The organism is Mycobacterium heckeshornense (genome assembly GCF_016592155.1).
GTDB lineage: Bacteria > Actinomycetota > Actinomycetes > Mycobacteriales > Mycobacteriaceae > Mycobacterium > Mycobacterium heckeshornense.
Genome location: NZ_AP024237.1, coordinates 1,593,827 through 1,615,598, shown reverse-complemented (window position 1 = coordinate 1,615,598; position 21,772 = coordinate 1,593,827). Strand labels below are relative to the sequence as shown.

The following is a 21,772-nucleotide window of genomic DNA, read 5'->3' as shown; positions in this document are numbered from 1 at the left end:
AGGGAACCGCATGTCTTTCGACACCATCAAATATGACGTCGACGGACACACTGCCACCATCACGCTGAATCGCCCCGACGCGCTTAACGCACTTAGCCCACATATGATCAGCGAGCTGCGGGCAGCCTACGACGCGGCAGAAAACGACGACCGGGTATGGCTGCTCATCGTCACGGGCACCGGTCGAGCGTTTTGCGCCGGCGCCGACGTCAAGGAGATCCCCGGCGACGGTAGGGTGATCTACGAGCGCCCCTACCTGTCGACGTATGAGCAGTGGGAAGCACCCCAGGAAGGCACCCCGCCGTTTCGGCGGATGGCCAAACCGGTCTTGGCCGCCATCAACGGCCTGTGTTGCGGCGCCGGGCTGGATTGGGTCACCACCGGTGACATCGTCATCGCCTCCGAGAAGGCGACGTTCTTCGATCCGCACGTCAGCATCGGTCTGGTGGCCGGGCGTGAGGTGGTGCGCCTGGCCCGGGTACTGCCCCGGTCGGTCGCATTGCGGATGGCCCTGATGGGCAAGCATGAACGGATGAGCGCGAAGCGCGCCTATGAGCTGGGACTGGTCAGCGAGATCGTCGAGCACGAACGGCTTTTGGACCGCGCCCATGAAATCGCCGACATGGTCAACTCCAATGCGCCGCTGGCTGTCCGGGGCACCCGGCTGGCAATCCTCAAAGGCCTGGATCTGCCGCTGCATGAGGCCGAAAATCTAGCCGAGACCTTCCGGGAACGCGTGCTGCGCACCGACGACGCGCAGGAGGGCCCCAAAGCCTTTGTCGAAAAACGACCACCAAATTGGCGATGCCGATGAGCTTTCAGACCATCCTGCTCGACGTCGACGCGACCGACCGTGTCGCGACCATCACGTTGAACCGGCCGGACCAGCTCAACGCGTTCAATCGCACGATGTGTGAAGAGGTACGCGAGGCTTGGCGCCTGGTCAAGCACGACGATTCGGTTAACGCCGTCGTGCTGCGCGCCGCCGGCACTCGGGCGTTCAGCGCCGGCCTCGACATCAAAACACCGTATGGACAACCCGACAACGTTTGGAACCATGAAGACCCTGGTGAGGCGCTGAGCCCTAAATGGCAAAAGATGTGGAAACCCGTGGTGTGTGCGGTGCAGGGGATGTGCACTGCGGGTGCGTTCTACTTCCTCAACGAGTCTGATGTGGTCATCTGTTCTGCGGATGCAACGTTTTTCGACTCACATGTCTCGGCGGGCCTCGTGTGTGCTCTGGAGCCGATTGGGCTGATGCGCCGCATTGGGTTGGGGGAGACGCTGCGAATGGCTTTAATGGGCAACGACGAACGCGTCAGCGCCGACACCGCATTGCGGATTGGCCTGGTGTCGGAAGTGGTGCCGGCCGAACGGTTATGGCATCGCGCCCACGAGATCGCAGCCACGATCGCCGCGAAACCGCCGTCGGCGACCCAAGGCACGGTCAAAGCGATTTGGGAGTCGCTGGACAAGCCGTACCGGGCGGCATTGGAGCAAGGCTTGATCTACACACGGTTGGGCAATCCGATTGGCACAGCCGAATTGGCCGCCCGCGGCCAAGGTCCCACGGCACAACCGAGGGTCCGCTGATGGCGCACGCGCTCAGTCGTCGCATCACCGATGTACTTAATTTGCAGCCTGACGCGCACGCCATCGAATACGGGGACCGCTGGCTGTCGTGGGGCCAGATCAGGGACATGGCGACCAAGATCGGTGCGCTGGTTACGACGCACACCGACAGCGCGCATCCTCGAGTCGGAATACTGCTGCGCAACCGGCCGGCGCAAGTCGCGGCGTTCCTGGGGGTGTTGGAGTTGGGCGGGTGCGTCGTGGTGCTCAATCCTTCTCGGGGCGAAGAACGCACCCGGACCGAGATCAGGGCGCTTCAGCTGCCAATGGTCATTGGCGAATCCGACGACGTCACGACGTTGGTGCCAGCCGGAATCGCGACAATCTCGATCTCGAATCGAGACTGCGAGCCCCAGGTGAGCGTGGGAAACTCCCGCGCGGATGCCGGCCGCCCCGGTGTTGCGGTCTGGATGCTGACCAGCGGAACAACCGGACCACCGAAGCGCGTCGATCTCACCTACGACATGCTGGCGCGCAGCGTGATGGGCCACGCACTGGAGCGGTCCCCAGCCCCTACCGAAATCCGCCGCAGTGTGGCGATCGTCAACTCGCCACTGGTGCATATTGGCGGGGTGTTCCGGGTGCTGCAGTGCATTGCCAAGGCGAGACCGTTTGCGCTGCTGGAAAAATTTGAACTCGCCACCTGGGCCGAGGCAGTACGCAAGCACCGGCCACGCACCGTGTCGCTGGTGCCGGCCGCGTTGCGTATGGTGTTGCACTCGGACCTGCGCCGTGAGGACCTGGCGAGCATTCGCGCCGTAACGTCCGGCACTGCTCCGCTGTCGGCCGAGGATGCCGATGCTTTCACCGAGAAGTTCGGGATTCCCGTCTTGACGTCCTATGCCGCAACTGAATTCGGAGGCGGTGTGGCCGGCTGGACGCTGGCCGATTACCACAAGTACTGGCATGCGAAACGCGGCAGTGTGGGCCGTGCCAGCCTAGGCGCTCAGTTGCGCGTGGTCGACGACGACGGCACTGTACTCGGACCTAACGAAGTTGGATTGCTCGAGGTCAAACCCGGACAACTCGGCCCCTCTTCGGCGTGGATGCGCACCACCGACATGGCGCGCATCGACGAAGACGGCTTCTTGTGGATCCTGGGACGCGCCGACCAGGCAATCATCCGCGGCGGCTTCAAAGTGATGCCCGATGACGTGCGCACCGCGCTGGAGGGCCACCCGGCGGTGGCGGGCGCTGCCGTCGTCGGCCGGCGCGACGAGCGCCTTGGCGAGACACCGGTCGCCATGGTCGAACTGCGCGAAACCGGATCGGTGGGCGTCGGGCAGTTGATGGACTTTCTGCGAAACCGTCTGGCGCGCTATGAGGTTCCTACTGAGATCGCGATCGTCGACGCAATCCCCCGAACACCTTCGGGCAAGCCCGATTTAAGCGTGATCCGGCGCTTCTTCAGTGAGGCCGTTCCGCCTGTGCGCAGTGACCATGCCCCGTGAGTCGCTGACGGTTCCGCAACTGTTGCGAGAGCAAGCTCGCTCGCGCGCGGATCACCCGCTATTAATCCGAAGTTCCCCCTGGTGTGGAGCGGTTTAGTGGGTTGAGCTGGGGTTTTGTGTTGGTGTGCTGACTACGCGAGTCCGTGGCGGTGTGAGACGCCGAGTAGTTCGAAGGCTCGCCGCTGTAGTGGGGTGGGGTTGGTGATCTTGGTGAATGCCGGCAGGTCGTCGGTGGGCTGGATGTGGTTGGCGCAGATGGTGGCCAGGTCGGCGAGCAGGCTGGTGAAGCTGTGCACCGGGTAGTCGTTTTCGGTGCGTTTGCGCGCTGCCTTGGCCAGCGCTTGATCGGAGCGTTGGGCGGGAGCGACGGGGTCGGCACGTTTGGCGGCGGCGGCGGGTTTGTCGTTGTCCTGGAAAAGGATTGGTGCGAGGGCTTGTTTCATGTGCCAGCTGATGTAGTAGGACAGCATCCGTAGGAGCATGTGCGCGCGCACCCGATCGGCGAGGCGGTGCCGGATGGGTCGCACGTCCAGTTCGGTGTTGAGGGTGCGGAAGAACCGTTCGACGTCGGCGAGGTCCTTGTAGCGCAGCACGACCTCGTCGCGCTGCAGTGTCTGGTCGGGCAGGCTGGTGCGGAGCACGTAGATGCCGTCGAGGGCGGCCTCGGCGGCGATGGCGTCCTGGTTGCGGGAGAAACTGAACGCTTCGTCGGTGATTTGCAGGTCAAAATGCTTGGCCATCTTGAACTTGTTGCGCACCTTGCCCACCCGCAGCGCGATCTTGTCCCGCCCGCGTAGTGGTCGTTTGGCGCGGCGGGTGGCCTCGGCGATGGTCTGTAGTTCGTGTTCGGTGGCCGCCAGCAGCTCGCCGCGTTTGCGGGCACGCTCATCAGCCAGGGCGGGGTTGTGGCAGCACACCAGCCGCTCGCCGGGGTAGTCGGGGTGGGTGATCTCGAACAGGTTCTGCTCGTCGAACAGCGACAGCTGCAGCGCCCCGTCGTCGACCAATGCCTTGATCTGCGGGGCGCGCAGCGCGCTGATCCAATCCAACTGCGCCGGGTGCAGCTCGTCGCGGATGCGCGCGCTGGTGAGCATGCCCCGATCCCCCACCAGGGCGATGGTGGTCAGCCCGAACCGGGTCTTGAGCTTGGTGATCTGGGCGCCCAGGGTTTTCGGGTCGGCGGTGTTGCCGTCGAACACCTCAATGGCGATCGGCACCCCGGCTGGTGAGCACAGCAGCCCGTAGACGATCTGCAACCGGCCTTTGACCCCGTCGCGGGCATGCCCGATTTTCCCTAACGGGCAGGTGTGGCCCTCGAACGCCGCCGAGGACACGTCATAGAGCACCAGGGTTCCGTTGGCCAGATGCCGTGCGGCCAACGAGTTTTCGATGGCATCCTGGCGCTCGACCACCCAGTCCATCGCGTCATACAGGTCATCCTCATCGGCACCCGCCACGCCCAGCACCGCACCCAGGGTGCTGGTGGCGGTCTCGATGCGCAGCCCGCGCGCCATCGCCAGCTTGGAGCCCGGCTCGATCACCGACGCGGCCAGCATGGCGCACACCAAGTCCCGGTTACGCGACGGGGCGGGGTCGATCAGCTCGGCCATGCCCAGCTTGGCGGCGGTGCCCAACACCGCGGCCACATGCCCGTGCGGCAGGCTGCGGGTGATGTCAAACGCCCCGGCCAGATCGCCCGTCCCCGGCAGGCCCTTGAGCGCGCGCTGCAGTTTGTCCACCTTGTGCTCGGGCCAGCGCGACAGGTTGGCCAGCGTGCGGGTTTTCACCTTGCCGTTCTCGCGGTAACTTTCGCGCAACAGCACCGCCGGCGGTGATCCACGGTTGGGCACCCGCGTCACGTACATGATTACTTTCTAGCACAACAGCAGTACGAAAGTAGCGAATTTAGAAAATGACACGCCGAACAAGTCTTGCGAATACATGATTACGCCTTGCCGGCACATGAACACTGAAACACCTGCTCACAAAGCAGAAAGGAAATCAGCCCCCTCTCAGAAGGGGGGAACTTCGGATTAATCTGCGATAGCGAACGCATCAGTTACCGTGAAGCCGATCGCCGGTCGGCGCAACTGGCCCGGGGGCTGATCGCGTTGGGTGCCGGCAAAGGCACCCATGTGGGGCTGCTCTATCCCAATGGGGCGGCGTTCGTCGTCGGCATGCTCGCGGCAGCGCGAATCGGCGCGATCGTCGTCCCATTCAGCACCTTGGCCAGCGCGCGTGAGATGCACGAGCAATTGGTCGACAGCGACGTCGAGGTCCTATTGGCCGCCGCCACCTACCGTTCGCAGGACTACCTGCGGCGACTCCGCGAAATCTTGACGGACTGCGACCTCGCCTCGGACGACCGGCTGTTCAGCAGCGCGGCACCGCAATTGCGACACCTCGCGGTCGACGACGAGTCTGGGGTTGGTGGCCATGCGTGCGATATCGAGCGGGTTTACCGGCTCGCCGACCAGGTCGACGAAGCGCTGCTGAGCGCGATGGAAGACGATGTCGATGGCTCGGATGTGTTGACGATCATCTATACGTCAGGTACCACCGGCGCCCCCAAGGGAGCTGTGCACACACATGCTGCGCTACTGGGTCACCAGCGAAACCTCAACGAGATCCGCGGTCTGGCCGGCGAGGACAGACTGTTCTGCAATTCGCCGTTTTTCTGGATCGGCGGATTCGCGTTCGCGCTGCTCGCAACCCTTGCCGCCGGCTCGACCCTGCTGTGCTCCAACGCTGCTGACGCCGGTGAGATGCTGGATCTTCTAGAGGCCGAGAAACCGACCATGGCGAACGGCTTTGTTGCCGGGATTGCGCATGTGGTGCGTCATCCCAGTTTCAGCACACGCGACCTGTCGTCAATACGGCGGGGCAATCTGTATCCGATCATGGCCGCCGACGCCCGTCCGGCCGATCCGGAGTTGCGGCACAACATGCTCGGGTTGACCGAGGCCGGCAGCGTCGTGCTGATCAGCGAAGACGAAACCGACCAGCCCGAATGCCGGCGTGGTTCGTTCGGAAAGCCGGCACCCGGATTCGAAACCAAGGTTGTCGATCCCGACACCCGCGAGTGCGTCGACGTCGGCGAAGTCGGCGAATTGTGCATCCGCGGGGCCTACCTGATGCAGCGCTACTACAAGCGCAGCCGTGAAGAGTGTTTCGACGCCAAGGGCTGGTTTTATACCGGGGACTTGGTGCGTACCGACCACGATGGGTTCTTCTATTTCGTCGGCCGCCGTGACTCGATGATCAAGACGGCGGGCGCGAACGTCTCTCCCGCCGAGGTGGAAAAAGCGATCGCCCGGGTCACCGGCGGTGCGGTCGCGCATGTGATCGGACTGCCCGACGCCGAGCGCGGGCAGGTCGTCGCCGCCGTAATCGCCTTGGAGGACGGTGCGGTGTTCAACGAAGAGGTCACTCGCGAACAGCTCAGAAGTGAACTCTCGTCATACAAGATTCCACGGCGGTTTGCGGCGATACGGACTGCCGACATCCCGCTGCGCCCCAGCGGCAAAGTCGACCTGCAGCGGCTCAAGCAGATGTTCGATGCCTGACACCACCGTTGACCAAGTGGTGCGGTCGCGCGCGGCGCAGCACCCTGACAAACCGATGGTGATCGATCCATCGAGCCGGATGACGTACAGCGAACTAGATTCTTCTACAAGGGCTTTAGCCGCCGCTTTTGTCGAAGCCGGCGTCGGCAAGGGCACCCGGGTCGGTTTGGTCATGCCCAACGGTGTCCGCTGGGTGCAGGTCGCGATCGCGCTCACTCGCATTGGCGCCGTGCTGGTTCCGCTGAGCACTCTGTTGCAGCCGCGAGAGCTACTCGCGCAGCTACAGACTGCCTCGGTGCAACTGTTGATAACCGTCGAGGAATTCCGCGGCCACCGCTATCTCGACGATCTCCGGTCGGCCTTGGGTTCGCGCGAGCTGGGCACTGAGGAACTTTTGCATCATCCAAAACTTCCTGCGCTACGCCGGATTTGGACCGTCGACCTGCTGACGAAGGCCACCGCCAGCAGCGCCGCTATCCGCATTATCGATTCATTAACACGGACCGTCACGGCGAGCGACCCTTTCGTCATCGTCTTCACCTCCGGCAGCAGTGGACCGCCCAAAGGGGTCCTGCACTCACACGGCAGTGCACTGGGCGCAGTGCAGTCAGGCCTGGCCAGCCGCTGCATAGATGCCGAGACCCGCTTGTATCTGCCGATGCCGTTTTTCTGGGTGGGCGGGCTCGGCGGTGGAGTGCTTTCGGCCCTGCTGGCCGGCGCCACGCTGGTCACCGAGGCAATTCCCCGGCCGGAGAGCACCTTACGATTGCTGGAACGCGAACGCGTCACACTGTTTCGCGGCTGGCCCGACCAAGCCGAGGCGCTGGCTCGCAAGTTGGACGCCGTCGAGATCGATCTTTCGGCCCTGCAACCGGGCAGCCTGGATGCTCTGCTCGCGCCCGACCGACGCGCCGCGCCGGGGGCACGGGCCAACTTGTTCGGCATGACGGAGTCTTTCGGGCCTTACTGCGGATACCCCGCTGACACCGATATGCCGCGGTCCGCCTGGGGCAGTTGCGGTAAACCGTTCCCCGGCATGGAGGTACGCATCGCCGATTCCGACACCGGCCGTGCACTGCCGGTCGGAACCGTTGGGATGATTCAGATTCGAGGACCGCACATCTTGCGCGGGATATGTCGCCGCAGCCGCGAAGATGTCTTCACCCCGCACGGGTTCTACTCGACCGGCGACCTCGGTCATTTCGATCCAGAGGGCTTCCTCTTCTATCACGGCAGGGCCGATGACATGTTCAAAGTCAGCGGCGCCAGCGTCTACCCCAGCGAGGTAGAACAAGCTTTGCGCAGCATCGACGGTGTCGACAAGGCGGTCGTTACCAATGTGTGCGGCGCACAAGGCAACCGGGTAGGCGCGGCAGTAGTGTGCAACACCGCCACCGTGACGGTCGACGAGCTGCGGGAAGCCGCTCGCCGACTGCTCAGCGCCTTCAAGGTGCCGACGGTGTGGTTGCTGGTGGACTCCGATGACGACATCCCACGCGGGCCGACCGGAAAGGTGGACATTCCCCGAGTACGCGAGATGCTAGCTAACCTGGGTTCAGCCGAGTGGCGGTGAACAGCGAGTTCGTGGCCCAAGTTCAGCTTGGCGAACGCCGCAGCCTCGTCGAATCCGGGTGGATTGCGTCGCCGACCACACCACGCTCGACAAGGTGCTCAATTAATGGAACCGCACCTGCCGCAAGATGTTCGGACATCGCCTTGCGGGCAAGTTTGTCGTCGCGCTTCTCCAGCGCCGCCAGCACCCGGCGATGGTCTTTGATCGACCGGCTAGGCCAGCCTGCGATGGTCGGAAACACCGACTCCGGGGCATAGCGGGTGATTTGCGACATCAACTGGGCAAGTTTGGGTGAGTCGGCGGCGACATTGATGGCACGGTGGAATTCGTGATTGAGACGGACAGCTCGTTCGTTGTCATTGCTGGCATAAGCAGTTTCCAGCTGGGCCTGAATCTCCTCGAGCTGGCGCAGCTCGTCATCTTTGATGTTGGTCGCTGCCCGCGCAGCCAGTTCACCACCGACGTGCGCTTGCACGTTTGCGACATCGGTGAGGTCTCGGCTCGTCACCGGCAAGACCACAAACCCGCGGCGCGGCTGCTGGGCCAGCAGCCCCTCGGCGCGGAGCTGGAAGAGCGCCTCACGCACCGGTGTCACGCTGATTCCCAACTCGGCTGCCAGCTGATCGAGCCGAACGTACTCGCCGGCGCCGTAGGTGCCGTCGAAAATCCTGTTACGAACAAACCGGGCAACGTCTTCGGAGAGTTGTGGCCGCGCAGCGAAATCGGGAGCAGTCATCGGTCAGATTCGATACTCAGCAAGCAATCGCCTGCTGATAATGGACTTCTGGATCTCACTGGTTCCCTCGCCGATCAGCAGAAACGGCGCGTCGCGCATCAGCCGCTCGATCTCGTACTCCTTGGAGTATCCGTAGCCGCCGTGGATTCGGAAACTCTGCTGGGTGACCTCACTGCACAGCTCGCTGGCTAGGTATTTCGCCATTCCGGCGGCAACGTCGTTGCGTTCTCCCGAATCCTTCAATCGGGCAGCATTGACCATCATCAGATGCGCTGCTTCCACTTTCGTGGCCATCTCGGCCAACTGGAAAGCGATGGCCTGATGTTCGGCGATCGGCTTGCCGAACGTACGCCGCTGCTGCGCATACCGCACGGCGAGCTCGAAGGCCCGGACGGCCACACCGCATGCCCGGGCCGCGACGTTGACCCGCCCGACTTCGATGCCGTCCATCATGTGGTAAAAGCCTTGCCCCGGAACGCCACCGAGAATGTCCTCGCCGCTGACCACGTACCCCTCGAAGATCAGCTCGGTGGTGTCGATGCCCTTGTACCCAAGTTTGTCGATCTTGCCCGGGATCAGCAGACCGGGTGCTACTTCGCCAAACCCGGTCGGCTTCTCGATAAGAAATGTTGTCAAGTTGCGGTGCGGCGCATCCGCGCCTTCGTCGGTCCGTACCAAGACGGCGACCAGTGTCGAGCTGGCGCCGTTGGTGAGCCACATCTTCTGCCCATCGATGGTGTAGCTGCCGTCATCATTGCGTGCCGCCCTGGTTCGTATCGCCGCCACGTCGGATCCCAACTCGGGCTCGGACATCGAAAACGCACCGCGCACTTCACCGGTCGCCATGCGGGGCAGCAGGTGCCGTTTCTGCTCCGCGGTTCCGTGCTGGCGCACCATGTAGGCGACGATGAAATGGGTGTTGATCACACCGGAGATGCTCATCCATCCGCGCGCCAATTCCTCGACACACAACGCATAGGTCAACAGCGACTCACCCAGGCCCCCATACTCCTCGGGAATCATCAGACCGAAAAGGCCCATGTCACGCATCTGGTCGATGATGGCTTGTGGGTAGGTGTCGCTGTGTTCGAGCTCCTGCGCGCTGGGAATGACTTCCTTGTCGACGAATTGCCGCACAGTGGCGATGATCTCGGTCTGGAACTCGGTAAGTCCGAGCGTTTGCGCGAGTCTGGTCATGAGATGTTTCCCCTCTGCCCGGCTCAACCGGCGATCGTTTTGGCCCTGGTCAGACGCGCAATGTCGTGCTCGTTCAACCCCAGGCGCTCGGTGAGCACGTCGATGGTGTCTTGGCCCAGATTCGGTGCAGGGGCGCATGCCGGATGAACCCCGTCGAATACGGTCGGCAAGCCCGGAGCGAGATAGTCGCCGACACGGTCTTGGTGCAGTAAAGAGAACATCGGATTCGCTGTCACCCGCGGATCTACCGCGACTTCAGCAAAGGTCCGGTAGCGCTCGAACAGCACGGTCGTTGCCGACAGTGCTTCGGTGATCTGTTCGGCGGTATGCTCAGCGAACCAGACGCTGAACAGGGCCGTCAGCGCATCGCGGTAGCGGTAGCGGTCGCCTTCGGCGCTGAAGTCGGCGCCGAGCGCCTCGGCAAGCGCCGATACGGCAGAACCGGTGCCTGTGACGTCGACCAGGTCGCGAAAGTGCCGGGGGGTCAACGTCACAACCATGAATGCAATACCGTCGCTGCTGGTGAAGTCCTGGCCGTACTGGCCGTAGATGGCATTCCCGAGTCGGGGCCGCTGGGTGCCGTTCACCTGGGGCTCGGTCAGCCAGCCGAGATTGGCCGCCGTGGCCAGCGCGACATCTTCCAGGGCCACGCTGACTTGGGTACCTGCACCCGACTGGTCGCGACGACGCAGGGCGGCCAACACCGCTAGCGCCGCGTACAGGCCGCAGCACACATCCCAGGCGGGCAGCACGTGGTTGATCGGACCGGCATGGTCCCTCGGACCGGTGACCAACGGAAACCCCGTCGCCGCATTGACCGTATAGTCCACAGCGGTGGAGCCGTCACCGCGACCCAGCAACTGGACATGGATGACATCGGATCGCAGGCTGGACAATCGGTCATACGACAGCCAGGACAGGCCCGCTGCGTTGGTCACCACGATGCCGTCGCCTTCGACGACGAGGCGTTGAACCAGTTGTTGTCCGGCTGCTGAGCGCAGGTCGATCGTCGCCGAACGCTTACCCTTGTTCAGCCCGGTCCAGTAGATCGATGCCCCACTTTTCGCCAGCGGCCAACGGTGCACGTCGGATGCACCACCGATCGGATCGACCCGAATCACCTCTGCGCCAAGTTGACTCAGTGTCATACCGCACAACGGTGCGGCGACGAAGCTGGACACCTCGACAACGGTGACGCCGGTCAACGGCACGCTCATCCGGAGGTGACCCGTTCGAAGACCGCGGCGAGGCCTTGGCCCCCGCCGATGCACATGGTTTCCAGACCATAGCGCGCTTGGCGCCGGTTGAGCTCGCGAGCCAACGTGGTGAGCATCCTGGCGCCGGTCGCCCCAACCGGGTGACCCAGCGAAATCCCGGAACCGAGGACGTTGGTTCGGTCCCGGTCGGCGGCGCTGAATTTCCACTCCCGCATCACCGCGATGGCTTGAGCCGCAAATGCTTCGTTGAGTTCGATCAGGTCGATATCGGCCAGCCGCAGATTCGCCCTGGCCAGCGCCAACTCGGTCGCCGGCACCGGACCGATGCCCATCACTGTGGGCGGCACACCGGCGACGGCCCACGACACCAGGCGAACCAGTGGCGTCAACCCCAGCTCGCCGGCCTTTTCCCGGGTAGTGACCACACACATCGATGCGGCGTCGTTTTGTCCGCTGGCATTGCCTGCGGTGACCGTCGCGTCCGGGTCATCTTGCAGCAGAACCGGTTTGAGCTTGGCCAACGACTCGACCGTGGTGTCGGCGCGGGGATGCTCGTCAGTGTCGATCAGCTGCTCGCCCTGACGGGATTGCACCGCGACCGGGATGATCTCTTCCGCGAAGATGCCGTCCTTCTGCGCAGCGACAGCCCGCTGGTGTGAGGTGGCCGCAAGCTCGTCTTGTTCGGTGCGCGAAATATTGTACTGGCGGCGCAAATTCTCCGCAGTCTCCAGCATTCCGCCCGGGACCGGGTAGCTTCGGCCACCCGCGGTGGTACGTCCACGGACCAGCCCGTCGTGCACCTTGATGCCCGTGCGGGCGCCGCCCCAACGCATATCGGTGGAATAGAAGACGACATTACTCATGCTCTCGGTGCCGCCGGCGACGACGAGATCGTGGTCGCCGCTGCTCACCTGCAGACAGGCCTGGATCACCGCCTGTAGTCCAGAGCCGCAGCGACGGTCGATCTGCATACCGGGAACAGTCACGGGCAGACCGGCGTCGAGCGCCACCACGCGGCCGATCGCAGGGGCCTCGCTGCTGGGATAGCAGTGGCCGAGGATGACGTCCCGCACGGATTCCGGCGCGAGTTGCGTGCGGTCGAGCAACCCTTTCAGCGCAGTGACGCCGAGGTCGACGGCGCTCAGCGACTTGAACATTCCCCCGTAACGGCCGATCGGGGTACGCACTGGTTCACAGATCACAGCCTCCGTCGGCCCGCTCACATGAACCTCCCCCCGGTAACCTCGATCACCGTCCCGGTCATGTACGACGACCAATCGGAAGCCAAGAACAATGCGACGTTGGCGACCTCGTAAGGTTCACCTGCCCTACCCATCGGGACCTCGGCAACCTTTTCGTCCCAAATACGTTGCGGCATAGCCTCAGTCATAGCTGAGCGGATCAAACCCGGTGCAATGGCGTTCACCCGTACACCGAGATGAGCGAGCTCCTTCGCGGCGGCCTTGGTCATGCCGACGATGCCGGCCTTGGCCGCCGAGTAGTTGGTCTGCCCGACCAGACCGACCTTGCCCGACAGCGACGACATGTTCACGATCGCGCCGCGCTTGTTCTCGCGCATGATCGCCGCGGCCTTGCGGGTGCCGTTCCAGGTTCCCTTCAAATGCACTGCGATGACCTCGTCGAACTGCTCTTCGGTCATCTTGCGCATCGTCGCATCGCGGGTGATCCCGGCGTTGTTGACCATGATGTCCAGACCACCGAAATGCTCGACAGCAGCTCCGACCAGGGCGTCGACGTCGGCGGCGACGGTGACATCGCAGCGCGCGGCTAGCGCGACATCGTCGCCGCCCAACTGCTTAGCGGCGGCCTCGGTTGTCTCAACATTTATGTCGCCCAGCACAACTCGGGCGCCTTCAGCGATGAACCGTTCCGCGATTGCGAATCCTAATCCTTGTGCACCACCGGTGACGACGGCGGTGCGGCCGGTCAACAACGACACCTAACCACCTGTCCTCTGTTCCATGTGATCGCGCGAGCCCCAGGCCGGCACGGACAACATCATATTTCATATAGGATCTGCCGGGGACAACCAGGGCAGGCACGCTGCCAAGAAGGAGCATCCGTCTATGGCCGAAGTCAGCGACGAGGACTTTCACGAGATCCTGGCGCAGACCCGCCGTTTCGTGCGCACCGCCGTCGTCCCACGCGAGCGAGAGATTCTGGCCGACGACAAAGTGCCCGACGACCTGCGCGATCAAGCCAAGAAGATGGGTCTCTTCGGGTATGCGATCCCGCAGAAGTGGGGCGGTCTGGGCCTGAACCTGATCCAAGACGTCGAGCTGGCGATGGAATTGGGCTATACCTCGCTGGCGTTGCGGTCGATGTTCGGCACCAACAACGGCATCGCCGGCCAGGTGCTCGTCGGATTCGGCACCGAGGAGCAGAAGAGCCGCTGGCTCGAGCCGATGGCCTCCGGCGACGTCGTCGCCTCATTCGCGCTCACCGAACCGGGCGCGGGATCGAATCCGTCCGGGCTGCGCACGAAAGCCGTTCGCGTCGGCGATGATTGGGTTATCTCCGGCCAGAAGCGGTTCATCACCAATGCACCGGTCGCCGATCTGTTCGTGGTTTTCGCGCGAACCCGGCCCGCCGACGACAGTAATCCCGGCATCGCGGTATTCCTCGTTCCCGCGAATACGCCGGGCGTGGTGGTCGGCGCCAAAGACGCCAAGATGGGTCAGGAAGGTGCGTGGACGGCCGATGTCAGCTTCACCGATGTCCGGATTCCGGCAGGTGCGCTGGTCGGCGGCAGTGCGGACATCGGCTATCGAGCGGCGATGACCTCGCTCGCGCGCGGGCGGATACACATCGCCGCACTCGCCGTGGGAACCGCGCAGCGCGCACTCGACGAATCGGTGGCCTACGCGGCCACCGCCACACAGGGTGGCGAACCGATTGGCAACTTCCAATTGGTGCAGGCGATGATCGCCGACCAGCAAACCGGGGTACTGGCCGGGCGGGCGCTCGTGCGCGACACCGCTCGGCAATGGGAGACTAACCAGGATCGCCGCATCGCACCGTCGGCGGCGAAGCTTTTCTGCACCGAAATGGCGGGAAAGGTAGCCGACCTGGCGGTGCAGATCCACGGCGGCAGCGGCTACATGCGTGAAGTGCCCGTCGAACGGATCTATCGCGACGTCCGACTCTTGCGCCTATATGAAGGGACGAGCGAAATCCAACGGCTGATCATCGGGTCCAACCTGGTCAAGGCGGCCCGACGTCAGCAGTGACAAAGTGCGCATTCGCGCGCCGAGAGCACCCTCGGGTCGGCACACGGGCAAAGCGGCCTTCGCCCCGGCACATCCTCAGCCGATCAGTTCCAGCGTCCCAAGCTCGCGGATCGCGCGACAGCCGCGCTGCAGCATCGTCAACACCATATCGTCGCCGCGGTCGGTGGCGGTGGCGAATGCGAAACCTAGCGCAGATATCAGCGGTGCTTGCGGCATGCCGAGTCGGTAGTCACGCCAACACGTTTCACCGTCATAGTCGGTGACGCCGTAGCCGGACAACATCCGGTGATACTCCTCGACAAGATCCTCTTCGATCGCCGAACGCAGATCCGGGCTCAGACTGGTGGCCGTGAAGTAGGCGAGATCGCGTGCCGGCAGCCCCACGCCGAGCGTCTGCCAATCGACGACGGTGACGGTGTTGGCCCGGCGGTCGAACAGCATGTTGTCGAGCCGGTAGTCGCCATGCAGCAACGCGAATCGGTCGCGTTCTGCCAAGAGCCAGGGTCTGACCAAATCCATTATGCTGGTGAAGGTTTCGCGGTCTACTGCGCTCATCCGGTCGCCGAGCTTGCCCAGCGTGATATCGGCACTCATTCGGGCGACCTCGCCGAGACCCTGGGCGGACGCCTCATCCGGCCGCGCGAAGGCGATGCCGGGGAAATCCAGCCACGCCGGATCGCACCAGCTCGGGCCGTGCAGACCAGCCAGCGCCCTCACCGCAAGTCGGGCCTCCCGCTCGTTACAGCCCGCGATTTGATCGCCCTGCACAGCCGGCGCCTGATCGGCGAGCAGCAGCGCATATTGCGTGGCATCTTCGGTGATCTCGCAGTAGAAGCACTGCGGTGTCGGGATCTGCACCCGCTCGGCGATTGTGGAGTAGAAGGCACACTCGCTGCGGTAACCGATGACGACGCGGTCACGCACGGCGTCGTCCTGAGCCGGCAATTTTATGACGAAGGTATCCGGCAAACCCGCAGGGGCCGCGCCGTAGCCGACTGACACCCGAAACGTCGCACCCGTCTGTCCGGTACCGATGGGCACCACGGTCACCTCGGAGACCTCGACCGGCGTCCCACGGTCGCGGAGGATGGCCGCAAGCCAGTCACGGGTAACGTCATGGGGGTATCGGGGTATGGACAACGCCGCGCTCACCGCTGGATCCCCCAGGGGCCACTGGCGGCAGCGACGGGCTGGGTCATGCTTTTCGGCAACGCGCCTCCGAGACAGCCGGTGAAGTTGTCGCACTGATCCGTCAACTGTAAGGCATACGGCAACCGGGCAGCACCGTGGATAACCCCGCAAAGCACGCGCCGAGCTGGTAGAAACTGGTGCAGCCGAACAGCAGCGCGTGGCTGTGGGAACGGAGGTGCCCGGTGAAACACCGGTTGGTCGCGACGGCGGTGGTCGCTTTGGCCGTTCTTGCCGGCGGTCTGGGATGTTCGCGCACTGAAACCGTGCCCCCGAAAACCGCTCGGATCACCGTCGACGGCAATACCCGGACCTCACATGCCGTGTCGTGCACTCAAGTTGAGTGGCTGGTGACCGTCGACATCGGCGCGGCCCCGGGCAATGTGCAGGCCATGCTGCGGCTAGGGTCTGATGACCCGAAAGCCGAGAGCGTCAACATCAACAACGTCGACGGCTTCACCGGCCTTGCCGACGCCGGTGTCGGCAAGGCGGAGGCGACTTTCACCAACGGCACCTACAGAATCACCGGCACCGCGCAAGGGACCAATACGGAAGACCCGTCTACCCCGAAGACGGCAGACTTCAAGATCGAGACGCAATGCTGACGTGGCGCTTGGGGTGCGTCGGCGCGACCCGGGGCGAATCCGCTACGACACCAACGCTCGCCGAGATTCTGCGGGGCGTGTCTCACTGGATACCCGACGAACAGCCCGATGCCGTCGCTGACTTGTTGCTGGGATGGTTCGCTGCCCATCCCGTCTAGCGCGCGGCGTTATCCCGCCCGGCCGTCGGCTCTCCGTGCGGATGACCGGGTGCTCGGAGCCCACCGAATAGATTATGGCGATGACAACCACCGTCTTGCTCAGCATCGCCGTGGTCGCTTCCGTCGCCTTAAGCATCTGGTTTGTCCACCGGGGCGGCCGCGACCGCTGAGAAGTTGCAGTGGGCCGCGCGACAGCGTGGCGGTGGCGCGGCGAATCGCGCTTGAGCGCATGCCCTAGTCGGGCCGGCGAGGCGGCTTGGCACTGGCTTCGGCCTCAAGCCGCAGCCTGATCGCCAGCGCCCGCGCCTCGGCGGCCACCGCTTCGGCCTCGGCGGCTTGTCCCCGCGCCCGCGCCTCGGCGGCCACCGCTTCGGCCTCGGCGGCCTCGGCCCGCGCCCGGGCCTCGGCGGCCAGAGCTTCGGCCTCGGCGGCTTTCGCCCGCTCCCGCGCCCGCTCCCGCGCCTGAGCTGCCAGCGCCTCGGCCTGGCTGGCTTGTCCCCGCGCCCGCGCCTCGGCGGCCACCGCCTCGGCCTCGGCGGCCTCCGCTTGCGCCCGCGCCTCGGCGGCCAGAGCTTCCGCTTCTCCAGCAGCCGCCCGCGCCCGCGCCTCGGCGGCCAGCGCCTCGGCCTCGGCGGCCTCCGCTTGCGCCCGCGCCTGTGCGGCCAGCGCCTCGGCTTCGGCGGCTTCGGTCCGCGCCCGCGCCCGCTCCCTCGCCTGGGCGGCCAGGGCCTCGGCCTGGCCGGCTTGCCCCCGCGCCCGCGCCTCGGCAGCCGCCGCCTCGGCCTCGGCGGCCTCGGCTTGCGCCCGCGCCCGCTCCCGCTCCTTGGTGGCCAGGGCCTCGGCCTCGGCGGCCTCGGCTTGCGCCCGCGCCTGGGCGGCCAGCGCGTCGGCCTGGGCCGCCAAAATTCCGGCTTCGGCGGCCAGGGCCTCGGCCTCGGCGGCGCCGGCCCGCGCCCGCGCCTGGGCGGCCACCGCCTCGGCCTCCGCGGCCTGACCCCACGCCCGCGCGTCGGCTTTCAACTCCCGTCGCGGCAGTTTCCGGTCGGCAACGGCCCAGGCTTGCTCGGTGCGCCAGTGGCGGTAGCGGTGTCGCGGACCAGCCAGGATCTGTGCCGGCTGCTCGGCCTCTCGCGTCGGGCCCGCGAAGAAATCCATCACGACCAACGCCAGGCCGGCCAATCCGATCGTCAGCAGGACGCCGAACGCCGTGGCCGCACCATCTGACCAGTTCATCAGGGCCACGTCCCAAAGCCGTGCCGCGGGAGAAGCGGGCCGCCAGACATCGTCGCAAGGACCGCGGACGCCCTCGCGTCCCACGGATTCCGGGTCGGCACGCTGACAGCCGTTCTCGGAGACCACAACCGCCGCATGATCCCTCTCCTTCGCGGAGACGCCGGCATTAAGCGTATTGCCACAGCCTCAACGCGGCAGGGTAACCGTTCGTGTGCCGCGGCGACATCGCCGTAAGACGGAATGGTACAAACTCATCGCGGCTGCTGAACAGAGCCACGCCGCCACGCCCGCCTGCCGATGAACGTCGCACTGCGACGACGCCGACGACCGGCCTGGTGGCCCTGGTGGTGATCATGGCTGTTTTCGGCTGTCGGAGCCCCCGAAAGCGCTGGTGCGCAAGAACCCTGCGTATCACCTGTGAGCGCGTCAATATGCTTGTGCAGCAATGGATGTCAAAAGCAGCAAGCCAAAAGAGTTGATGTGGCACACCTACCCGCAACTGGTTCGGCCGCGATCTCGGGGCCGCGGCCGTCACACCATGCCGAAAGCTGTGTCCACTATCGGCCCTGGGGGTAACTCGCCAATATGAAAGCCATTGTGTGCCAACACAGTTAAGCACACTTAATCAGTGCGGGCGGAGGGATTCGAACCCTCATGCTCTTTCGAGCACCGGCACCTAAAACCGGCATGTATCCCAGTTCCATCACGCCCGCGGGACCCACCGATCGTAACGCCTAATTCGAATGGCCGATCGGTCGGTGGCGCCGACTAAGTTGTGGCCCACAAACCAAGCAATCATCTCCACCCGGCCGGCCGAACATCCGCGGTCCGGTCGCGGCAGCGACGCTATGCGCGACGCCGGACAAGCGCGGAGTGTCACCGTCTACCGCACGTCCGCGGTGGCACGCCTCAACGTGTGCGTCGCGCCAGGTCACGACACGCGCCTGAGCTGCACCACGGTACCGTCGAAAGGTGTCCACTACGCGTCGTCGAAGGCCCGCACTGATCGCGCTGGTCATCATCGCCGCCGCTGGCTGCCTTGCCCTGGGCTGGTGGCAGTGGACCAGATTCCAGTCGGCGTCGGGAACCTTCCAGAACCTCGGGTACGCACTGCAGTGGCCGCTATTTGCAGGGTTCTGTGTGTACGCATACTGCAAGTTCGTCCGCTATGAGGAAGCGCCCCCGCAGCCGCGCAAGCACCACGTCATGACCGAGATACCACCCGGACTGCTACCCGAGCGGCCGCAGCCCGCGCCGCCACCGGTCGACGATCCGGCGCTGCGGGAATACAACGCTTACCTTGCCGAGCTGGCCAGGTCAGACCACGAAAGACAGAAGAGGACCACCACATGACCACGCCCGAGAGCCACGAGGCGCGGCCGGCCGCGCCGGCCGTGCCCGTCGAAAAGATCCGCACGGCCCTGCTGGGTTACCGCGTGATGGCGTGGACGACCGGTATCTGGCTGATCGCGCTGTGTTACGAGATCGTCTCGCACTTGGTTTTCCACCACGAAATCCGGTGGATCGAGGTGGTGCACGGCTGGGTTTATTTCACCTATGTGCTGGCCGCATTCAATCTCGCGGTCAAGGTCCGCTGGCCGATCGCGAAGACGATTGGTGTGCTGCTATCCGGCACTATCCCGCTGCTGGGCATCATCGTCGAACATTTCCAAACCAGAAGCGTCAGGGCGAATTTCGCGCTCTAACTCGCCGGCTGTGCCATTTTGTCCGGTCCACGCGACGTGTCCCGGGTGAATTCGCACAGTCGCGCCGCTAATCGTTAGGTGAGCGCGCGCAACGCGGGCAGCAGCAACCTCAGCGCGCGACCCCGATGTGAAAGCGCGTCCTTCTCGGCCGGGCTGAGCTGAGCCGCGGTGCGTGTCTCGCCTTCCGGAACGAACACGGGGTCATAGCCGAAACCACCGTCACCGCGCGGCTCGCGCGCGATCACGCCTGGCCACTCCCCACGCACCACGACCTCGCCCGACCCTGATACCAGCGCGCACGCCGACACAAATCTCGCGCCACGCCGCTCGTCGGGCACGTCACGCAGTTGCGCCAACAGCAACGCGGTGTTGGCGGCGTCGTCGCCGTGCACGCCGGCCCAGCGCGCCGACAGCACCCCGGGCATACCGTTTAACGCGACCACCTCCAAGCCGGAGTCGTCGGCAACACAAGCCAATCCCGTGGCAGCGAACCCGCCGCGTGCCTTGGCCAGCGCGTTGTCCTCGAACGTGGCACCGGTTTCGGGGATCTCGTCGAAAGCCGGCACATCGTCGAGCGATATCAGCTTGAGCGCCGCAATACCAGCACTGTCCAGCACCCGCCGCAACTCGGCCAGCTTCTTGCGGTTGCGGCTGGCGACCAGCAGGGCAGTCAGGTTCCGAACGCCTTCTGCGCAGCGGGCCCCTCGGGCAGCACACCCGGGTACGGCAGCGCCAACGCTTCCCGCTGCGCGGCGAACAACTTGTCGCAGGCGCCCAGCGCGGCGTCGAGCAGCTTGTCCAGCGTCGAGCGCGGAAACGTCGCACCCTCGCCGGTGCCCTGCACCTCGACCAGGGTTCCGGTGTCGGTGGCGACCACGTTCATGTCGACCTCGGCGCGTGCGTCTTCCGCGTAGTCCAGGTCGACACGGATCCGGCCGTCAACCACTCCGACGCTGACCGCGGCGATCGCGCACGACAGCGGCCGCGGATCGGAGAGCTTCCCGGCCGCCGACAAGTAGGTCACCGCGTCGGCCAGCGCCACATAGGCTCCGGTGACAGCCGCGGTGCGGGTGCCGCCATCGGCTTGCAACACATCGCAGTCGATCGCGATGGTGTTCTCCCCTAACGCCGCGAGGTCGATGCAAGCCCGCAGGGAGCGGCCGATCAACCGGCTGATTTCCTGGGTGCGCCCGCTGAGCCGGCCCCTCACCGATTCCCGGTCGCCGCGAGTATGGGTAGCCGCCGGCAGCATCGCGTATTCGGCTGTGAGCCAACCTAATCCGGATTCTTTGCGCCAGCGCGGCACGCCTTCGACCACGCTCGCTGCGCACATGACCTTGGTGCGGCCGAATTCAACGAGCACCGATCCGGCCGGGTTGGACGTGAACCCGCGGGTGATGACCACCGGGCGCAGCTCGTCGTCGAGGCGGCCGTCTTCTCGTGTAGACACCGGTCAACCCTAATGTTCGAGCTTTAAAAGTGCTTGATCTCGAAGGTCTCACCGCACACCACCGCATGCACGGGACCGTGGAACTCGGCCTTGGCCTCGCTGATGACGTCCTCGCGAGACGTCCACGGCGGAATGTGGGTGAGCAACAGTTCGCGCACACCGGCTTCGGTCGCCACCCGCCCGGCCTCGGTGCCCGACATATGCAGGTTGCATGGTCGCTTCGGCGAATGCGTCCACGACGCCTCGCACAAAAAGACGTCGGCATCGCGCGCCAGCTCGACAAGGGAATCGCAGCAGCCGGTGTCGCCGCTGTAGACGAATGTCGCACCGCCTGGATCGGTGATCCGCAAGCCGTAAGACTCGGTCGGGTGCGCCACCACTCGGGGCAGCACGGTCAACGCCCCTACGGTCACCGGCTCACCGTCGACCCAGTGCCGGATCTCGAAGACGTCGGAGAAGTCGTCGATCTCGCCACCGTAGGGTGAGGACGCCGCACCGAGTCGCGCCCAGGTGTCGCTTGGCCCGTACATCAACGCCTTCCCCTCCGGGGGCGTCGGGTGGTAGCGACGCCACACGAACAGGCCGGGTAAATCCAGGCAGTGGTCGGCATGCAGGTGCGAAAGCAGCACATGCACCGAAGCGGGATCGGTTTGATGTTGCAGCGCACCGAGCACTCCCCCACCGAAGTCGATAACCAGCGGTGGGGTATCCGGCGCCCGTAACAAATACCCCGATGCCGGCGAATCTGGACCCACCACACTGCCAGAGCAGCCGAGCACCGTCATTCGCACGGTCACTACTGTGCCATG

At 64.8% G+C, this 21,772-nt stretch carries 20 protein-coding genes and 1 tRNA gene; 9 read left to right on the top strand and 12 right to left on the bottom strand.

Annotated elements, in window-relative coordinates; all coding sequences use genetic code 11:
• Positions 1 to 10: 10 nt before the first annotated feature.
• Genes MHEC_RS07820 through MHEC_RS07810 form a run of 3 tightly spaced genes read left to right on the top strand, consistent with a single transcriptional unit; the run spans position 11 to position 3,083 of the window.
• Entirely contained in the window at positions 11 to 814 is an 804-nt protein-coding gene (locus MHEC_RS07820; RefSeq protein WP_048893549.1) for an enoyl-CoA hydratase/isomerase family protein, read from the top strand.
• Positions 805 to 1,593, top strand: coding sequence for an enoyl-CoA hydratase/isomerase family protein (locus tag MHEC_RS07815; protein WP_048893548.1), 789 nt, complete (start codon positions 805 to 807; stop codon positions 1,591 to 1,593). The genes MHEC_RS07820 and MHEC_RS07815 overlap by 10 nt, the downstream gene beginning before the upstream one ends.
• Positions 1,593 to 3,083: a class I adenylate-forming enzyme family protein gene (locus MHEC_RS07810; protein ID WP_048893547.1), complete on the top strand. Its 1,491-nt coding sequence runs from the start codon at positions 1,593 to 1,595 to the stop codon at positions 3,081 to 3,083. The genes MHEC_RS07815 and MHEC_RS07810 overlap by 1 nt, the downstream gene beginning before the upstream one ends.
• A gap of 131 nt (positions 3,084 to 3,214) precedes the next feature.
• On the opposite strand, the gene MHEC_RS07805 is transcribed toward MHEC_RS07810, so the two are convergent.
• The gene (locus MHEC_RS07805) at positions 3,215 to 4,948 is read right to left on the bottom strand and encodes an IS1634 family transposase (RefSeq protein WP_071700660.1); all 1,734 of its coding nucleotides are present in this window, start codon (positions 4,946 to 4,948) and stop codon (positions 3,215 to 3,217) included.
• A gap of 135 nt (positions 4,949 to 5,083) precedes the next feature.
• On the opposite strand from MHEC_RS07805, the gene MHEC_RS07800 reads away from it, so the two are divergent.
• Both MHEC_RS07800 and MHEC_RS07795 read left to right on the top strand, forming a co-directional pair.
• Positions 5,084 to 6,649 carry a class I adenylate-forming enzyme family protein gene (locus tag MHEC_RS07800; protein WP_071700539.1) on the top strand — a complete coding sequence of 522 codons (1,566 nt, stop codon included), beginning with the start codon at positions 5,084 to 5,086 and terminating at the stop codon, positions 6,647 to 6,649.
• Positions 6,642 to 8,222, top strand: a complete 1,581-nt coding sequence (locus MHEC_RS07795) for a class I adenylate-forming enzyme family protein (RefSeq protein ID WP_048893015.1) — start codon at positions 6,642 to 6,644, stop codon at positions 8,220 to 8,222. The genes MHEC_RS07800 and MHEC_RS07795 overlap by 8 nt, the downstream gene beginning before the upstream one ends.
• Positions 8,223 to 8,244: 22 nt before the next feature.
• On the opposite strand, the gene MHEC_RS07790 is transcribed toward MHEC_RS07795, so the two are convergent.
• The 5 genes from MHEC_RS07790 to fabG are packed head-to-tail and all read right to left on the bottom strand — an operon-like array spanning position 8,245 to position 13,332.
• Positions 8,245 to 8,958 carry a GntR family transcriptional regulator gene (locus MHEC_RS07790; protein ID WP_048893014.1) on the bottom strand — a complete coding sequence of 238 codons (714 nt, stop codon included), beginning with the start codon at positions 8,956 to 8,958 and terminating at the stop codon, positions 8,245 to 8,247.
• A gap of 3 nt (positions 8,959 to 8,961) precedes the next feature.
• Positions 8,962 to 10,155 carry an acyl-CoA dehydrogenase family protein gene (locus tag MHEC_RS07785; RefSeq protein WP_048893013.1) on the bottom strand — a complete coding sequence of 398 codons (1,194 nt, stop codon included), beginning with the start codon at positions 10,153 to 10,155 and terminating at the stop codon, positions 8,962 to 8,964.
• A gap of 23 nt (positions 10,156 to 10,178) precedes the next feature.
• A complete protein-coding gene (locus MHEC_RS07780; protein ID WP_048893012.1) occupies positions 10,179 to 11,372 on the bottom strand; it encodes a CoA transferase in 1,194 nt (397 codons plus the stop codon).
• On the bottom strand, positions 11,369 to 12,595 hold the full coding sequence (locus MHEC_RS07775) for an acetyl-CoA C-acetyltransferase (protein ID WP_048893011.1): 1,227 nt from the start codon (positions 12,593 to 12,595) through the stop codon (positions 11,369 to 11,371). Before MHEC_RS07775 ends, MHEC_RS07780 begins: the two co-directional genes overlap by 4 nt.
• Positions 12,592 to 13,332 carry a 3-oxoacyl-ACP reductase FabG gene (gene fabG, locus MHEC_RS07770; protein WP_048893010.1) on the bottom strand — a complete coding sequence of 247 codons (741 nt, stop codon included), beginning with the start codon at positions 13,330 to 13,332 and terminating at the stop codon, positions 12,592 to 12,594. The genes MHEC_RS07775 and fabG overlap by 4 nt, the downstream gene beginning before the upstream one ends.
• A 127-nt stretch (positions 13,333 to 13,459) precedes the next feature.
• Between fabG and MHEC_RS07765 the strand changes: the two genes are divergently transcribed.
• Positions 13,460 to 14,623 carry an acyl-CoA dehydrogenase family protein gene (locus MHEC_RS07765; RefSeq protein ID WP_048893009.1) on the top strand — a complete coding sequence of 388 codons (1,164 nt, stop codon included), beginning with the start codon at positions 13,460 to 13,462 and terminating at the stop codon, positions 14,621 to 14,623.
• Positions 14,624 to 14,698: 75 nt separating this feature from the next.
• Here MHEC_RS07765 and MHEC_RS07760 read toward each other — a convergent pair whose 3' ends face one another.
• Complete coding sequence (locus MHEC_RS07760; RefSeq protein ID WP_048893008.1) at positions 14,699 to 15,775, bottom strand: phosphotransferase family protein; 1,077 nt, start codon at positions 15,773 to 15,775, stop codon at positions 14,699 to 14,701.
• 176 nt (positions 15,776 to 15,951) lie between these two features.
• Between MHEC_RS07760 and MHEC_RS07755 the strand changes: the two genes are divergently transcribed.
• Complete coding sequence (locus MHEC_RS07755) at positions 15,952 to 16,416, top strand: lipoprotein LpqH (RefSeq protein ID WP_048893007.1); 465 nt, start codon at positions 15,952 to 15,954, stop codon at positions 16,414 to 16,416.
• Between the two features lie 392 nt (positions 16,417 to 16,808).
• On the opposite strand, the gene MHEC_RS07750 is transcribed toward MHEC_RS07755, so the two are convergent.
• Positions 16,809 to 17,807, bottom strand: a complete 999-nt coding sequence (locus tag MHEC_RS07750; RefSeq protein WP_142358636.1) for a hypothetical protein — start codon at positions 17,805 to 17,807, stop codon at positions 16,809 to 16,811.
• 629 nt (positions 17,808 to 18,436) lie between these two features.
• Positions 18,437 to 18,520 (bottom strand) — tRNA-Leu (locus MHEC_RS07745).
• Positions 18,521 to 18,779: 259 nt separating this feature from the next.
• Here MHEC_RS07745 and MHEC_RS07740 point away from each other — a divergent pair.
• Both MHEC_RS07740 and MHEC_RS07735 read left to right on the top strand, forming a co-directional pair.
• Positions 18,780 to 19,160 carry a lipoprotein LprD gene (locus MHEC_RS07740; RefSeq protein ID WP_048893006.1) on the top strand — a complete coding sequence of 127 codons (381 nt, stop codon included), beginning with the start codon at positions 18,780 to 18,782 and terminating at the stop codon, positions 19,158 to 19,160.
• Positions 19,157 to 19,513, top strand: coding sequence for a DUF3817 domain-containing protein (locus MHEC_RS07735; protein ID WP_048893005.1), 357 nt, complete (start codon positions 19,157 to 19,159; stop codon positions 19,511 to 19,513). Before MHEC_RS07740 ends, MHEC_RS07735 begins: the two co-directional genes overlap by 4 nt.
• Positions 19,514 to 19,587: 74 nt before the next feature.
• On the opposite strand, the gene rdgB is transcribed toward MHEC_RS07735, so the two are convergent.
• Genes rdgB through MHEC_RS07720 form a run of 3 tightly spaced genes read right to left on the bottom strand, consistent with a single transcriptional unit; the run spans position 19,588 to position 21,760 of the window.
• Entirely contained in the window at positions 19,588 to 20,187 is a 600-nt protein-coding gene (gene rdgB, locus MHEC_RS07730; RefSeq protein WP_048893004.1) for an RdgB/HAM1 family non-canonical purine NTP pyrophosphatase, read from the bottom strand.
• Positions 20,184 to 20,963, bottom strand: coding sequence for a ribonuclease PH (gene rph, locus MHEC_RS07725; RefSeq protein ID WP_048893003.1), 780 nt, complete (start codon positions 20,961 to 20,963; stop codon positions 20,184 to 20,186). Before rph ends, rdgB begins: the two co-directional genes overlap by 4 nt.
• 23 nt (positions 20,964 to 20,986) lie before the next feature.
• Positions 20,987 to 21,760 carry a cyclic nucleotide-degrading phosphodiesterase gene (locus tag MHEC_RS07720; RefSeq protein WP_082169986.1) on the bottom strand — a complete coding sequence of 258 codons (774 nt, stop codon included), beginning with the start codon at positions 21,758 to 21,760 and terminating at the stop codon, positions 20,987 to 20,989.
• Positions 21,761 to 21,772 lie beyond the last annotated feature (12 nt).